The sequence below is a fragment of the Roseovarius sp. AK1035 genome, from assembly GCF_003288315.1.
GTDB classification, from domain to species: domain Bacteria; phylum Pseudomonadota; class Alphaproteobacteria; order Rhodobacterales; family Rhodobacteraceae; genus Roseovarius; species Roseovarius mucosus_A.
Genome location: NZ_CP030099.1, coordinates 3591777 through 3606255 on the forward strand (window position 1 = coordinate 3591777; position 14479 = coordinate 3606255).

Sequence of the window (14479 nt, forward strand, 5' to 3'; positions counted from 1 at the left end):
CCGGAAGCATCGCCTATCCGGCGGAGTAGTATCATAAATCCCTGTTTTCTTTAGAAATTCCGAGGACTGCGAGAGTTTTCGCCGCCTTGGTACGGACCATCCAAACCGAAGAACGGCACGCTCTGGCGGCAAATATCGATGCCGGGGGTTTGAATGCCATTTACGATTTCAGCGGGTTACTTGTCCGATACGACCTTTACACAGGCGCATTTCGGCGGCAACGCGCTTGCCCTGAGGGACCGCGTTGGGGACGAGGGCACCTATGATGACGTTGCCCGCACACTTGGCGTGGAACATATCCGCTACCCCGGCGGCAGCCTAACCGAGTATTACTTCGACATCCGCAACCCGGATAACGATATCGTGGTCAACTCCGAGACCGGCGAAGCAACATCATTTCTGCCGATCAGTGATGCTCTGGGCTTTGCCGAGGAAGAGGGGATCGCAGTCACGATCGTTCTGCCCACGCGGCACTTTCTCAGCACCGAGGTAGACGCAGAGGGCAATCGCTTGCCCGATATCGACGAACCCGCCCTGCGCAGCTTCCTGCAGGATGTGTTCGACGGACGCTACGGAGCCGCAGATATTCAGGCCATCGAAATTGGCAATGAATATTGGGGCAGCGGTGGCATGAACACCTTTGAATATGGCCGCCTCGCCTCGGAAATGGCCGTCATCGTCAAGGACGAAATCCGCAGCCACCCCGACGCGGAGCATCTCTCGGAAACCGATATTCTGGTCCAGATGGGCACGAATTATGGCCGGTTCGCTCTTTCAAACCTGTTTTCAGGAACGGGAGAAGATCAACTTGCCGAGCTCAATGAAACATATGACCTGAACCTTTCGGAAAACGAATACATCTATTCCTCTGGCGATGTGGCTTGGGCCAAGGTCGCCAATGCCATCATCCTCAACGAGTTCGACACCGTCGCAGAGCAAAGCGCCATCGACGGCGTTGTTGCCCATATCTACTCCAAGGGGGCCGACACCCCCAACAGCCGTTATTTCGAACTGTCGCAGATTGCCGACACCTGGCTTAAGGAAATGCCGGGGCTGGATATCTATGCAACTGAATGGAACCTGAAACGCTCGGTGTCCGAGGACCCACAAGAAGAGTTCGGCCTGAAACAAGCGCATGAGATGCTCAATGTGCTTGAGGCGTTTTCTTGGGGCGGTGTCGATGCGGCACATGTATGGCCCCTGCAAATGAATAGCCGCACAGGTCTGGCTGATGGCGAAGGCGATGCAGATATCCGTGTACCCGGCGAAATGTTCCGCCTGTTGAACGAAACCTTGCCCGGCACCCGCCCTCTCGGCCTTGCAGGAAGCGAAGGACGCGAGACGGAGCTGTCGGGCGAAACAGCGGATGTGCATGCGTTCTATGCCCCGGATCGCCTGGTCACGTTCCTTGCCTCGACCAGCGACCAACCCAGCGAAGAGGTCGTGGACTTCATGAGCATCCTGCGCGATTTGGGCGACGTTACAATCACGCGCCTAGGCGTGGCTGAGGGCGAAAACCCAAGCGAGTCCACTGCCGAACCCGTTGTGACCAACGAGAACCCACAAGACCTGATCGAGGACGGCATCCTGATCGCAGACCTTGCGCCCTACGAGATCCTGATGATCGAGATGCTCAACCCCGTCTTTACCGCCGAACTGGCCCGTATGGTCGCCGACACCCCCGAGGAGACAGACGAAATCGACGTCGAGGAAAGCGACAATCAGGTCGTCGACAATGTCCTCAACTTCGCAGATTTCTTCCAATCCGGCAGCTCAGGGTCCGGCAGCAGCGAGAGCTTGATCCCGACAAGCCCCCCCGCCGAAGAGCCAGAGGATGCCCCAGACTCCGCAGCCGGCGATGCCGATGACAGCGGTGGCGGTGGCGGCGATTTCGGTTTTGGGGCCTTGGCGCTCGCGTTTCTGCCGATCCTGCTGTTGGCGGCCTGATCCAAGGGGCCGCAGCGCGGCTTGCCGCGCCCCCCTCTTGCGACTACAAGCGCGGCAAATCCCCTTAGTCTGCTCAAGGATCGCCGCATGATACCTCGTTATTCCCGTCCCGACATGGTCGCCATCTGGGAACCTGCCACCAAATTCCGCATCTGGTTCGAGATCGAGGCCCATGCCTGTGATGCCATGGCCGATCTGGGCGTCATCCCGCGTGAGAATGCCCAAGCGGTCTGGAAAGCCAAGGACGTGGAGTTCAACGTCGCCCGCATCGACGAGATCGAGGCCGAGACCAAACATGACGTCATCGCCTTTCTTACCCATCTGGCAGAGCATGTAGGCAGCGATGAGGCGCGTTTTGTGCATCAGGGCATGACCTCCTCGGACGTGCTTGATACCTGTTTCAACATCCAGCTGACCCGCGCCGCCGACATCCTGATTGCGGATATGGAGGGGCTTTTGGCCGCCCTCAAGCGTCGCGCATTCGAGCATAAGGATACGCTGCGCATCGGCCGCAGCCATGGGATCCACGCAGAGCCTACCACCATGGGGCTGACCTTTGCCCGTTTCTACGCCGAGATGCAGCGCAACCTGCGCCGCCTACACACCGCCCGCGAAGAGATCGCGACAGGGGCGATTTCCGGTGCCGTCGGCACCTTTGCCAATGTCGATCCGCGCGTCGAAGAGCATGTCTGCGCCCAACTTGGCCTGACGCCAGAGCCAATCAGCACCCAGGTGATCCCGCGCGATCGCCACGCGGCGTTTTTTGCCGCTCTTGGTGTCGTGGCCAGCAGCATCGAAAATGTCGCCATCGAAATCCGCCACATGCAGCGCACCGAAGTTCTGGAAGCAGCCGAGTTTTTCTCGATGGGGCAAAAAGGCTCTTCCGCCATGCCGCACAAGAAGAACCCGGTGCTGACTGAAAACCTCACCGGCCTCGCCCGTCTCGTCCGCATGGCTGTGGTGCCCGCAATGGAAAACGTGGCCCTCTGGCATGAACGCGACATCTCGCACAGCTCGGTCGAGCGCATGATCGGCCCGGATGCCACCATCACCCTCGATTTCGCCCTCGCACGTCTAACCAATGTCATCGACAAGCTCTTGGTCTACCCTGACAACATGATGGCCAATATGAACAAGTTTCCCGGCCTTGTGATGTCGCAGCGGGTTCTATTGGCCCTGACCCAAGCGGGCGTCAGCCGCGAGGATGCCTATCGCCTTGTGCAGCGCAACGCGCTCAAGGTCTGGGAAACCGGCTGTGACTTCAAAACCGAGTTGCTGAATGATGCAGAGGTTACTGCCGCCCTCAGCCCGGCGGAAATTGCTGAAAAATTCGACTTGGGCTATCATACAAAGCATGTGAACACGATTTTCGCGCGGGTTTTCGGGGAATCGTGATAGCCTGAACCCCTGTCCAACAGGGAGACATATGATGAAGTTGAAATTCGGATTGGCCGCCCTCGCGCTTGTCGTGACACCCAGCCTTGCCTTGGCAACGGGGGGCTGTAACTACAGCAAACAGAAACAGGCGATTTCCTGCGTTACAGGCACCGCATGGGATGCGGCGACCAGTAGCTGCGTGCCACAAACCTCAAGCTGATTTTTACGGGGCGGGATCACTCCCCGCCCCTGCTTTACCGTTCTACAAATACGCAAACACGTCCTGGGCATCTCAGAGATCACGGGTTGCAAATGTACCGGCCCCGAAACTCGCTGAGAGCTGCGCCACTTCGATCCGTTTGCCCGCATCTGCCCCATCGGCCACGCGTGCCGCTTGCTGATAAACCCAATCCGAGCGTTCCAGAGTGACCTCGCGCAAGACCTGCGCCCCTCGCATCACCCGCAAGAGATAGCGCTCGCTCTCCTCGCCAAGCGGCACCTCGGGCGTATCCCAACGATCCCCGCCGATCCGCGTGCGCCTGATCCACGTCACGGTCAAATCTCCTTGCGCCTCCGTGAACCTCAGATGCACCGGCGCATAGGGTCGCAGGCCCACCCCATCAAAGGCCAAAATGGCATGGGCAAAGCTCGGGTCATCCACGGGTCGCCCCCCCGGCCCGATCCGGTAATGCAGCGCTTGCCCGCGCTGTGCCTCGGTCAACTCGATCTGTTGCGGCACGCCATTTAGGCGTACGACAAGCGATCCCGCAGGCCAGACACCACCGCCAGCCCTTTCAGTCCCCAACTGTCCCCGCAGCCGATGGCGCAGAATATACGTGTCCGGTGCCACCAATTCTGCATCGCGGAACTGAAACAGCTCCCACCCCCCCGGGGTGCCATCGCCAATGGCACAAAGATTGCTGCCATTCAAAAGCGCCGTATCTCCCACGCTTTCCAGCGTCCCGAACCGCATCCGCACGAATAGCCCATCCCCGCGGTCGATCCGTCCCATCGGCGCAGGCAAAAGCGGCGTTTGCGTCACCCCTACCGTGCTGCGTGCCGCAATCAGGGTGTTAAGCCGGTAATCGGCATCCTCGGCGGACGAATAAACCGCCGCCGTGCCGGGCCAGGGATTGGCCAGCACCGCGATATGCGGCGCATGCGGCACCTCATCGCCGGTCAAGAGCGGCAGATCAAGAAAGAGCGGCGTCACCGGTCCCGGTGCCACAAAGGGGCGCAGCCGCGCCGGGTTCTCTTCAATAAGGATCGGCCGATAGCTCTCGGGGTCGATCCGCACCGCATCGACACGCTGCGCATTGCCCATCTGCTCGATCCGGTCGATGCGGAACCGCGCGCCATCCCCCCCCTTGGGCAGGGCAATGACATCTCCTGCCCCAACGTCCAGCCGCGACGGCGGCAAGGTCAGGCGCAGCGTATCCACCGACACCCGAGCCTCCGAGAGCCACCGCTCCACCACTTGCCGCCCCTCAGAACGCGTCAACGCAAGTGGCATTTCCGAGGCTGCCACCGCATGGGTCGCCTCGTCGGGCAGAATGGCCTCTTCTGAAATCGCTTCATAGTCAGCATCCGCCTCCAGAAACCGCAGCCGCACCCGGCCCGCCAGCTCTAGATCGCTACTGCGCAATTCCTCGATGACGCCGCCCAATTCCGGATCGCGCACCACCAGATCAAGATCAACCACATGATCCGCCCGGCCATCGCGTGCCCGAAATTGCAGCACACCGTGCCGCTCGATCGCATCCAGACCATAGGCCAGCATCAAGGGTTGCAAGGTCGCGCGCGCGGCACCCACCTGATCCACCAGAAACCCGCGCAAAAAACCCTCAGTTCGGCTTGTGTCAAGATCACGCAGACCCGCCCGCGCCGCCACTTCTACCATGACATCCGCAAGCCGCCGCCCGCTGACCCGACCATTGATCCAATGCCCGCGCGCATAGTTCGCACCATCTGACCAAAGCTCGAGATTTCCCGGAAAATAGGGATAGGGCCGCGCATCCCAGGCCCAGACATAGGCGTGATCCATGTCGAGCATTCGCCCCGCGTATTCTTCGGACTGCGGATTGCGCGCCGGATCATTCCAATAGGCGGCCATGGCGCGCAGATATTGCATCTGAATCAGTTCATCCCGCTGCCCTGTTGAATGGCGGGGCAAACTTGATTCAGAAGATTTAGGGTCAAGAAACTTGTTGGGTTCATTGCTGCCCTTGTCCACCGCCGCACAGCCATATTCGGTGAACCGGATCGGTTTCGATTGCGGCACCCAGGCGGTCGGCTCTGACGCGCGCAGACCCCCCACCCGCTCGAAATGCCGGTGTTCCCACCAGTTGCGCAGGTCCTTGAACCGCCAGATCCAAGGTTCACCGAACACCTCATCGGTGATCGGCACCCGGCGTTGCGCCGCGCGCGCCTCTGACGTGGGGTAAAACCAGTCATAGCCCTCGCCGCCCTCGATATTGGCTTGCAGATAGTCCAGATCATAGATCGACGGCCAATCGCGCGCATCAAGGTGCTCATCCCCCTCGCGCCAATCGCTGAGCGGCATGTAATTGTCGATCCCGACAAAATTGATATTGGCATCCGCCCACAGCGGATCGAGGTGAAAGAACCGATCGCCATTCCCCGGCTGATAGCCGAAATATTCAGACCAATCCGCAGCATAGCTGATCTTGACCTCCGGTCCCAGCAGCGCGCGCACCTCAGCCGCCAAGGCAATCAACTGCACCACCGCCGGAAAGCTGTTATTCGCGCCCCGGATCTGCGTCAGGCTCCGCATTTCCGACCCGATACAGAAACTCTCGATCCCGCCCACAGCCGCACAAAGCGCCGCCTGATGCATAATGAAGCGACGATAAGACCATTCATCCGGCCCGTGATAGGCCACCGGGCTGCGCTTGAGCGCGCCACCAAAACTCAGAATGTCCAACGCGCCGGTTCCGGCGCTCTCCTCCACCTGCGCCGCAATCGGTGTCACCGTAAAATCCGCCGCGCGCGCGGTGCCAAAGAACGCCGCCACCTCTGCCTCTGCTGTCGCCGTCTGATCCGGGCTGCCAACCTGCCCCGGCGCCTTGGATGTGGTGATCCGCCCGCGCCATGGCAGAATGGGCTGATCCTCGGCACCGCTCCAGGGATCGGGCAGGCCGTTGCCCGGCATTTGCTCCATCAGGATGAACGGGTAGTAAAGCACGTCCTGCCCCGATTGTTGCAGCGCCAGAATGGCCTCGATCACCGCCTGATCGGTCGGCGTGCCGCCATAAACCTCGCGGCCCTGCGCATCCTTGGGCACCTCACCTGCCCCTGAACGACCTAGGCTAGCGACCTGCCACGGCATGTTCGATGCCTCGAATTTCTTTTGCTCTACTCGTGGCCTGATCTGGCAAACTCCACAGCGCAGATCGTCGCCAAACCAGCTCACGATCAATGAGGTGGCCCGGCAGGCTGGCAATTCCTCAACCAGCGCCTCCAGCGTCGTCGCCATATCCGAGCGCCCTGAGGGGCTGTTGATATTGGCAATTCCGTTTGCGCCCAGACCGAAATTCATTGTGACCGGCGTTGTAGCCAGCGCATATTCGCCCGTGCCCGGCAGCATCGCCACGCCCCGCACCGACCGCACCGGATCAAGCGCGGCACCCGGCGTCTCGGCCTGAGACGGGCGACACACCTCAAAACTGAACTGCGGCACACGATTGCCAAACTGCGAAATATCCAGATCCTCGATCACCACATAGGCCGTGCCACGATAGGCGGGCACATTGCCCGCCCCCTCGACCGCCTCGATCCGGGGATCTGGCAATTGATCGCGCGCGCCCTTGTAGACCTGCATGTTTAGGCTTGTAGGGGCGACCTCTGTTCCATCCGCCCAGATTCGCGCGACGCGGGTAATCTCCCCCTCACAGAGCGCCAGCGCCAAGCTCACCGAATAGCTGATCGCGCGCGTGTCTGGCGTGGCGGGGCGCGGATTGCCCTTGCCGCCCCCCCGGCTGCCCTGTGTTACGGTCACGTTCTCGCGAAACTCGGTGGCCCAGATCACCTGCCCGCCAACGCGCATGCGCCCGTAAACCTGCGGGATGGCATCCCCCTCGCCCGCACCGGTCAGGCGCAGACGGCTCACGCGCCCCGTCTCGACCACCTCCGATCCCTGGCCCAACAGACGTTGGTCAATCGAACGGCCAATGACCGCCCCGGCAAAGCGCCCAATCGCCACGGACGACAGGCCAAGCGCGGTGCCGCCCACCGCCCCGCCAATCGCGGCCCCTGCCGCAGATAACAGAATGGTTGCCATGTCTCAGCCCTCCTCGGGAAATGCAAATCGCGCCACAATGCGCCGCCTCCAAGGCGCGCTCAGCGCGGTCTCAACCACGCCATGCCCCGAATAGGCGTGAATGAAACTTGCGCGCGCGCCCAGTTCCGCGACCACGCCCAGATGTTTGGCAACCGCCCCCTCACGCATGCGAAAGAGGATCACGTCACCTGCCGCCTCTTCGGTCAAATCTTTTGCCAGCAAATGCCGAGCCGCCGCCTGCCACAGCACCTCTTGCCGCGCCGGTTCTGACCAATCCATCGAATAGGCGGGGGGGCGTTCCGGCTCGGCACCGCACATCTCGCGCCACAGGCCTCGCACCAGCCCCAGACAATCGCAGCCCGCCCCGCGACAGGCCGCCTGATGCCGATACGGCGTGCCGATCCAGCCCCGCGCCGTCGCCACAATCCGCGCCCCCTGCCCGCTCACCTGCGGCTCCCGCCATCCAGACGCGGCGCCTTGCTGGGATCGGTAATCGTCCAGTCATCTCCGGGGATGTCCGGAAACCCTTGAAAGTTCACAAGATTGTCAAACTTGAACTGACAAGTTCCGCGACGCTTGTCGCACCCAGCCTCAATCCGCAGCGCATCACCGGGCATAACCTTAGCCCCTAGAGGATGCCAAAGCTCGATCACCCGCCCCGTGCCCTCGGTCCGGTCTCGCTTGATCAGCCCGATCAAGCCCGCCGCCGCGCCGCTCAAAACCCGGATCACGCCATGGCGAAACCAGTCTTCGGCAAACCCGCCCATCTCGGCAAAGCGAAACACGCGGCTCTCCTCCACCTCCTCGGCGGGACGCTCTGAAACATACCCCGGCGTATCCAGATCAAAGCGACAATCGCGATCCCCCAGAACGGCGCTGCACGCCTTTTGATAGACCCGCCCCAAGGGAACGTTGAGCGCGTCGGTCAGCCCGCGCAGCTCGGCCTCAAACGCCCCGCCCGCACGCCGCAACTCGCCAATGCTGCCGCGAAAGAGCAGGCGCCGCGCCGCCACATCCTGCCAGTTCACAAGCCAAGCGCGCAGTTCCGCACCGTCATAGCGCCCCGCATCGATATCCGCCTCACGGATGGCGGCATCGTTCAGCGCGCCCAAGGCTTCGGTATTGTCCACCGACAACCCCGTCGTCTGCTGCAAGGCCAAGGCGCTCAACCCGGTGTCGGGGCGAAACGCGATTCCCTCAAAGGCCAATAGCCGGTCGTGATCGGTGAACCCCATCACCACCCCATCACGCCGCGTCAGCGCCCAAGCGCGGCAGGTGGTGGTCACACCTGTGCCAAGATGCTCCAACAGATCGGTCATACTCGGATCTCCACCACCGGCACATTGGGCACCTCGCCTGCCTGAAAACTGGCAAGGCTGGTTTGAATGCGGTCCGTATCAAACCGCACAGGCACATCAAATTCATATCCCGCCGTGATCGGCACGCCGCGATTGGGCGGCTCGGAAAAGGTGACAATCCCGGTGGCGGTATCAACTGTGTAATGCACGCCGTCCTGCATCTCGACATTATCAAGACCCAGGCGCACTGTGCCCGTGACTGGCTTCACAATTGGCCGCAGCACGATCTGATCCCCTGACCGATAGGACTTGACCAGTGGAAAGGCGACAGTCGCATCATCGCCAACGCCAATTTCCTGATCCCGGTAATCCGGCGCAGCCTTGGCCCGGCCCGATTTGAAATCAGTCCAATCCTTCCAGCGAAAGCCAAAAAGCTGCCCGCGCCGCGCCTCGAAAAACGCGATCAACGCCTCGATATCGTCCAGAGACCGAAGCGCCACACCCGCATCATAGCGTCTGCGCGCCTGCGCCCAAGGCGTGTTGCGCTCCTCGAACCCGTTGGCGAGCGTGACGATATCCGTCAACCGCTCCGGCCCGCCAAGCGAGCCGAAACTCAGGTTTGCCGGAAATCTGACCTCATGAAATCCCATGTCCCACTCCCTTTCAGCGATTGCGCCCGCCGCGCCCGATCACGCGGCCCAATTGCGCCGCGATCTGCCCTTGCGAGCGGCGAAACCCCTCGGCATCGGGGGTCTGGATATTCATCACCACGCTTACCGCCCCGCCGCCCTGTGCGCGCACGCCCAAACGCCCATCCGGGCCACGACTGAGCGGCATGATCGCCTCTGGTCCAGCCTCGCCCATCAATCCGGTGCCACCCCGCATCGGAAACATGACCGGACCATTCACGACGCCACCATTGGCAAAGGGCTGCACCCGCCCCTGCGAAAAAGACGCCCCCTTGGCAAAGGGGAAAAGCCCCCCCACCAAGCTGCCGATCCCCTGCGAAATCAGGCCACCAATTTGATCCGTCACCGGACGTGCAGCGTCGTTGAATGCGGTATTGACCATGATCGCGGCCAACCGCCGCAAACTGTCCGACAGGCCGTCGCCATCAACCACAGCCCCCCGGATGGCCCCACGCAGGCCCCGGCTCAGCCCCCGCTCCAGCGATTGCACATCCTGTTCGGCGCCGGCAAAGCCGCCCCGCACCCGCGCCAGTTCTGCGCCAAAGGCCGCCGCCATACTGGTCGTCTGCCCCATTGCATCATCAAGGGCGGCAATCTGCGCCTCCAACTCATCCATCGCTCATCTCTCCTTTTCCATCGGGAAAGGCGCGCAAGAGCGCCTCCAATCCAGCGCGCGCCATCGGGGTCACGCCCTGCCGCTCCCCCAGCATCAGGCGCAATTCGACCGGCGTCAGCGCCCAGAACTCGGCTGGTTTAAGGCCCAATCCCTGAAGCCCCGCGCGCATCAACGCAGGCCAGTCAAACCGCCCGCTCATGCGGCCCCCTCTGGCAAGGCAAAGGCCCGCGCCAAAAGCTCTGCCGCTGCCCGCGCCGCCGCCAACGGCCCGCCTTCGATGTCGGCACTCAGCAAATCCGCCGCCGATCCGCGCCAGCCACCGCCACGCAGCCCCGCCACGATCAGTGCAAGCACATCGCGGGTGGAAAACGCGCCCCCTTCGAACCGCGCCACCAGATCGACAAGCGAACCGCTCGCCAACCCCGCCTCCAACTCGGCCAGCGCGCCCAGCGTAAGGCGCATCACCTGCCGCTCTCCGCCGATCACCAACGCCACCTCGCCTGCCCAGGGGTTGGCCATCGGATCACAGCACCGTAAAGGTCAGTTGCCCGGCCGAGGCGAGCGCCAACTCATACGTCGCCTCACCATCATGGGTGCCGCCATATTCGATCGCCGTCACTTGGAAGGGCCCCTCGATGGTGCCAAAATCCGGGATCACCACCTGAAAATCCGGCATTTCCCCATCAAAGAAGATCTGCCGCGCCCGCGCATCGCTTGTCGCATCGCGGAAAATACCCGATCCGCTGATGCTTGCAGATTTAACACCCGCCCCCGCCAGCAATTCGCGCCACCCGCCCGCCGACTCAAGGCTGGTCACATCCACGCTCTCGGCGTTGAAACTCACGCGCGTGGCCCGTAGCCCCGCCACCGTCTGAAAATTGCCGCTGCCATTGAGGTCAATCTTGACCAGCAGATCCTTGCCATTCTGTACAGCCATTGTCGTCACTCCAGAGTTTAAAGGTTAAGCGCCATCATCCACGCGCGCCTGAAAGGTCAGCTCGATCCGCCGCGCCTGCCCAGCCGTTTCGCGCCGGGCGCGGGCACGCAGGAAATTAAGGCCGCTCACCCGCCCGCGGGTCAGCGGTAAGTCAGCATCCAGCAGCGCATCGCTGACAGCACCCGCCACGGCCTTGGCCTCTTGAAACCCGCCACTCTCGCTGACAACGGTGACGGTGAAGCGGTGCCAAGCCCCGCCAGCGCTGCCATCGCCACGTGCGCGAACCTCCTCAGGGCCAAGCATCACATAGAGCGGCGGCACCCGGCCCGACGGCAGCGCATCATGAATCGCACCGCCCACCAGCGCGCTTAATGCCACATCCTGCACCAGCCTGTGATACACCGCCGCCTGTAATCCTGCCGCCATCGCATAGCTCATGGCACCACCTCCTCTTGCGCCCAGAGAGACAGGTATCGCCCGCCCATATCCGCCTCTGTGACCGACAGGATTGCGAATTCGCGCGCACCATCGCGCAATCGGTTTCCGGCCTCTGGTCGCGACGCTGCCCCCTGCGGTGCAGCGCGCACCGTGATCCGATAGGCGGCGCGCGCCACAGCCGCGCCGCCCACCTCCGCCTCTCGGGCCGTGCGCGCGGCAACCTCAGCCCAAAGCGTGCCGCGCACCTCCCAGACTTCCGTGACACCCCCCGCCCCGTCGGACAGACGCACCGCCGCCTCCAGCACGAGGGGCCGGTTCAGCCTCGGGCGCGCCATCACCGGGCACCCCCGCCCAACAGCCGCACCGTGCGATAGCGCTCGATCAGGCTGGCCACACCAAAGGGCATGCACCCGCTGCTCAGGCTCAGGTCATGCCGGTACTCGTAATAATGCGCCGCCAGCATCAACACGGCTTGCGCCAGATCTGCGGGCAAATCCCCCCAACCCACGCCAAAGCCCGCGCGAAACCGAACCTCTGCAACACCTCCGCGCACAATCACGGGCAGGAACGTGCCCACAGGCCGCAGCACAGGCCGATGCACATCCTGCTCCAGCCGGTAATGCGCGGGGTCAATCACCTCGACCTCATCCGCCCGGTTGCGCAACCCAAGGCTCAGCAGCGCCCGCACGGGTGCCACCGGCAAGGCCTGGCCTGTCACATCCCGCCACTGATGCAGCGCCCAAGAAAATTCGCGCTCCAGCAAGACCTTACCGGTGCGCCCCTCAATCGCCGCCAGCGACGCACGCAGAAAACTTTCCAGAACCGGGTCCTGGATATCGTCATCGGCAAAGCCCGTGCCCAACCGCAGATGCGCCTTGAACTCCGCCAGCGGCAGCGCGGCCAGGGGCACCGCAGTTTCTTCGATTAACATCATGGACCTACTCCATTTATCCCGGACCCCTCCGGTGGTTCAGGCGCGCGCCATTCCGCGTTGCACGGACGGAGGGGACAGTTGGACAACGCCTCGCCCGAACGGCACGCGCCCCGGGACGAGGGGATCACCCCCGCCCCGTCGCCGCGTCCTCAGGAAACGGCAAACTTCAAAAGCTTGATCGCCTTGAAATCGGACACATCGCCGCCCACTCGCTTGGTCGCGTAGAACAGGACATGCGGCTTGGCGCTGTAGGGATCACGCAACACCCGCAAATCCGGGCGCTCGGCCACGGTATAGCCCGCGTGAAAATCGCCAAAGGCGATGGCATTGGCCCCGGTCGCGATGTCGGGCATATCCTCGGCGATCAGCACCGGATAGCCCATCAGCCGCGCAGGTTCTCCGGCGGCCAGACCGTCCGACCACAGGAACCGCCCATCGGCATCCTTCATCTTGCGAATGGTGCCTGCGGTTTTGGAATTCATCACGAAGGTGCCGTTCGCCCGGTACTGCGCGCCCAAGGCATAGACCAGATCAACAATCGGATCAGGCCCCGAGATCGCGCCCGCGACGCCCGTGGGCACATAGCCAAGATTGCCCCAGACCCAGACATCATTGTCCACATTCGGATGCGTCAGGAACCCGCGCGGCTTGTCCACCCCATCGCCCGCAACGAACGCCGCCGCCTCGGCGCGCGCGAACTTGTCGGCGATGCGCCCTGCCAGCCAGCCCTCGACGTCAAAGGCACTGTCATCCAGCAACCGCTGGCTGGCCTTGGGCAACGCGCTCAACTCATGTAGCGGGATGCTGATGCGGTCGATCACCGGCGTATCGCTCTCGGATACTGTGCCGCTTTCCGTGGCCCAGCCATGGCCCACATCGGTGTGATCCACCAGCACATCAAAGCTGGTGGCCTCGACCGCCACCACATTGGCAACCGCCCGGATCGACGCGGTGGACCTCAGCACCGAGCGGATCGTCTCGGCGGTTTGCGGATCGACCAGATAGCCGCCCTCCCCCGCGATGGCGGTGTTCAGCGCCTTGCCCTCCAATTCGAGGCCGCGCAGCCCGTCATCGTCGCCACCGCGTAGATAGGCGTCAAACGCCTTGCGATGCGGCGCAGAGCCGTCAGAACTGGCCGCCAGATGCGGACGCGCAAGCGCGATGGATTTGCGTTCAAACATGGTCATTTTCTCTTCTTGCTGTTGCAGTCGGTTGTGAATTTCGGCCCGAAAGCCGCTGAATTCGCTCAGAAACCCCGCCACTGCGGATTTCACCTCGGCCACCGGAGACAGATCTTCCCCGGCCCGAGCCTTTGCTTGGGTCATCATCATTCCATCCTTCAGGTTTGGGTCCTCGCTCGGGCGCTACACCTGCGCCATCTCCCGGCGGGCCGCGTCGAACGCCGCCGCCATCTCGCGCAGGGCTTGGGCCTCGGGGGCATCGCCCTTGGCCGTCACCCGCGCACTGGGCAGCATCGGGAAGGTCACCAGCGACACTTCCCACAGCTCCAGTTCCGTCAAGAGCCGCTGGCCCTTGTCATTCTTCACCGCGCGCAGCGTCCGGTATCCAATGCTGAGGCCATCAATCGCCCCCGCCGCGATCAGCGCTGCCGCCTCACGCGCACGCGCGACACTCTCCAAAAGCCGCCCCTTGACCCACAGACCCCGCGCATCCTCGCGCACCTCATCCCAAATGCCGATCGGTTGCGCCGGATCATGCTGCCACAGCATCTTGACGCGCCGCCCCTCCTTGGCCAGCCGCCCGAGAGAGGCCGCATAGGCCCCCCGCTCGACAATATCGCCCCCTTGGTCGGGCGCGCCAAACAGGCTGGCATAGCCCTCGATCTGCCCCGCCTCGCTCACGCTCAGCACCGCCCCATCCAGACGCGCGAATTTGCGTTCCAGCCCTGTATCCATGTCCATCCGTCTGATCCTTTCGCTCTG

At 62.7% G+C, this 14479-nt stretch carries 16 protein-coding genes; 3 read left to right on the plus strand and 13 right to left on the minus strand.

Features of this window, described 5'->3' with window-relative positions:
- The first annotated feature begins 153 nt into the window (after positions 1-153).
- The 3 genes from RAK1035_RS17125 (at position 154) to RAK1035_RS20270 (ending at position 3544) form a co-directional block, all read left to right on the plus strand.
- The gene (locus RAK1035_RS17125; protein WP_037298482.1) at positions 154-1947 is read left to right on the plus strand and encodes a hypothetical protein; all 1794 of its coding nucleotides are present in this window, start codon (positions 154-156) and stop codon (positions 1945-1947) included.
- A gap of 87 nt (positions 1948-2034) precedes the next feature.
- Positions 2035-3342 carry an adenylosuccinate lyase gene (purB, locus tag RAK1035_RS17130; protein ID WP_008282334.1) on the plus strand — a complete coding sequence of 436 codons (1308 nt, stop codon included), beginning with the start codon at positions 2035-2037 and terminating at the stop codon, positions 3340-3342.
- A gap of 31 nt (positions 3343-3373) precedes the next feature.
- A complete protein-coding gene (locus RAK1035_RS20270; protein WP_162655209.1) occupies positions 3374-3544 on the plus strand; it encodes a hypothetical protein in 171 nt (56 codons plus the stop codon).
- 72 nt (positions 3545-3616) lie between these two features.
- Here RAK1035_RS20270 and RAK1035_RS17135 read toward each other — a convergent pair whose 3' ends face one another.
- The 13 genes from RAK1035_RS17135 to RAK1035_RS17195 form a co-directional block, all read right to left on the minus strand.
- Positions 3617-7624: a baseplate multidomain protein megatron gene (locus tag RAK1035_RS17135; RefSeq protein ID WP_008282335.1), complete on the minus strand. Its 4008-nt coding sequence runs from the start codon at positions 7622-7624 to the stop codon at positions 3617-3619.
- A gap of 3 nt (positions 7625-7627) precedes the next feature.
- The gene (locus tag RAK1035_RS17140; protein ID WP_008282336.1) at positions 7628-8071 is read right to left on the minus strand and encodes an NlpC/P60 family protein; all 444 of its coding nucleotides are present in this window, start codon (positions 8069-8071) and stop codon (positions 7628-7630) included.
- Complete coding sequence (locus tag RAK1035_RS17145) at positions 8068-8943, minus strand: DUF2163 domain-containing protein (protein WP_008282337.1); 876 nt, start codon at positions 8941-8943, stop codon at positions 8068-8070. The genes RAK1035_RS17140 and RAK1035_RS17145 overlap by 4 nt, the downstream gene beginning before the upstream one ends.
- Positions 8940-9572 carry a DUF2460 domain-containing protein gene (locus RAK1035_RS17150; protein WP_008282338.1) on the minus strand — a complete coding sequence of 211 codons (633 nt, stop codon included), beginning with the start codon at positions 9570-9572 and terminating at the stop codon, positions 8940-8942. The genes RAK1035_RS17145 and RAK1035_RS17150 overlap by 4 nt, the downstream gene beginning before the upstream one ends.
- A 13-nt stretch (positions 9573-9585) precedes the next feature.
- Positions 9586-10227 (minus strand): phage tail tape measure protein, encoded by a 642-nt coding sequence (locus RAK1035_RS17155; protein ID WP_008282339.1) that lies wholly within the window; start codon positions 10225-10227, stop codon positions 9586-9588.
- Entirely contained in the window at positions 10220-10426 is a 207-nt protein-coding gene (locus tag RAK1035_RS17160) for a rcc01693 family protein (protein WP_008282340.1), read from the minus strand. The genes RAK1035_RS17155 and RAK1035_RS17160 overlap by 8 nt, the downstream gene beginning before the upstream one ends.
- Positions 10423-10746, minus strand: coding sequence for a gene transfer agent family protein (locus tag RAK1035_RS17165; protein ID WP_008282341.1), 324 nt, complete (start codon positions 10744-10746; stop codon positions 10423-10425). Before RAK1035_RS17165 ends, RAK1035_RS17160 begins: the two co-directional genes overlap by 4 nt.
- 4 nt (positions 10747-10750) lie before the next feature.
- Complete coding sequence (locus tag RAK1035_RS17170; protein WP_008282342.1) at positions 10751-11164, minus strand: phage major tail protein, TP901-1 family; 414 nt, start codon at positions 11162-11164, stop codon at positions 10751-10753.
- Between the two features lie 24 nt (positions 11165-11188).
- Positions 11189-11602: a DUF3168 domain-containing protein gene (locus RAK1035_RS17175; RefSeq protein ID WP_008282343.1), complete on the minus strand. Its 414-nt coding sequence runs from the start codon at positions 11600-11602 to the stop codon at positions 11189-11191.
- Positions 11599-11937, minus strand: coding sequence for a head-tail adaptor protein (locus RAK1035_RS17180; protein WP_008282344.1), 339 nt, complete (start codon positions 11935-11937; stop codon positions 11599-11601). The genes RAK1035_RS17175 and RAK1035_RS17180 overlap by 4 nt, the downstream gene beginning before the upstream one ends.
- The gene (locus RAK1035_RS17185) at positions 11937-12536 is read right to left on the minus strand and encodes a head-tail connector protein (protein ID WP_008282345.1); all 600 of its coding nucleotides are present in this window, start codon (positions 12534-12536) and stop codon (positions 11937-11939) included. Before RAK1035_RS17185 ends, RAK1035_RS17180 begins: the two co-directional genes overlap by 1 nt.
- Before the next feature lie 149 nt (positions 12537-12685).
- Complete coding sequence (locus RAK1035_RS17190) at positions 12686-13867, minus strand: phage major capsid protein (RefSeq protein ID WP_008282346.1); 1182 nt, start codon at positions 13865-13867, stop codon at positions 12686-12688.
- 33 nt (positions 13868-13900) lie between these two features.
- Positions 13901-14458 (minus strand): HK97 family phage prohead protease, encoded by a 558-nt coding sequence (locus RAK1035_RS17195; protein ID WP_008282347.1) that lies wholly within the window; start codon positions 14456-14458, stop codon positions 13901-13903.
- Between the last annotated feature and the right edge of the window lie 21 nt (positions 14459-14479).

Bases quoted from the DNA above. Each gene is read 5' to 3' on its own strand.
- RAK1035_RS17125 (WP_037298482.1), top strand. From the start codon at position 154: ATGCCATTTACGATTTCAGCGGGTTACTTGTCCGATACGACCTTTACA.
- purB (WP_008282334.1), top strand. From the start codon at position 2,035: ATGATACCTCGTTATTCCCGTCCCGACATGGTCGCCATCTGGGAACCT.
- RAK1035_RS20270 (WP_162655209.1), top strand. From the start codon at position 3,374: ATGATGAAGTTGAAATTCGGATTGGCCGCCCTCGCGCTTGTCGTGACA.
- RAK1035_RS17135 (WP_008282335.1), bottom strand. From the start codon at position 7,624: ATGGCAACCATTCTGTTATCTGCGGCAGGGGCCGCGATTGGCGGGGCG.
- RAK1035_RS17145 (WP_008282337.1), bottom strand. From the start codon at position 8,943: ATGACCGATCTGTTGGAGCATCTTGGCACAGGTGTGACCACCACCTGC.
- RAK1035_RS17150 (WP_008282338.1), bottom strand. From the start codon at position 9,572: ATGGGATTTCATGAGGTCAGATTTCCGGCAAACCTGAGTTTCGGCTCG.
- RAK1035_RS17155 (WP_008282339.1), bottom strand. From the start codon at position 10,227: ATGGATGAGTTGGAGGCGCAGATTGCCGCCCTTGATGATGCAATGGGG.
- RAK1035_RS17160 (WP_008282340.1), bottom strand. From the start codon at position 10,426: ATGAGCGGGCGGTTTGACTGGCCTGCGTTGATGCGCGCGGGGCTTCAG.
- RAK1035_RS17165 (WP_008282341.1), bottom strand. From the start codon at position 10,746: ATGGCCAACCCCTGGGCAGGCGAGGTGGCGTTGGTGATCGGCGGAGAG.
- RAK1035_RS17170 (WP_008282342.1), bottom strand. From the start codon at position 11,164: ATGGCTGTACAGAATGGCAAGGATCTGCTGGTCAAGATTGACCTCAAT.
- RAK1035_RS17175 (WP_008282343.1), bottom strand. From the start codon at position 11,602: ATGAGCTATGCGATGGCGGCAGGATTACAGGCGGCGGTGTATCACAGG.
- RAK1035_RS17180 (WP_008282344.1), bottom strand. From the start codon at position 11,937: ATGGCGCGCCCGAGGCTGAACCGGCCCCTCGTGCTGGAGGCGGCGGTG.
- RAK1035_RS17185 (WP_008282345.1), bottom strand. From the start codon at position 12,536: ATGATGTTAATCGAAGAAACTGCGGTGCCCCTGGCCGCGCTGCCGCTG.
- RAK1035_RS17190 (WP_008282346.1), bottom strand. From the start codon at position 13,867: ATGATGATGACCCAAGCAAAGGCTCGGGCCGGGGAAGATCTGTCTCCG.
- RAK1035_RS17195 (WP_008282347.1), bottom strand. From the start codon at position 14,458: ATGGACATGGATACAGGGCTGGAACGCAAATTCGCGCGTCTGGATGGG.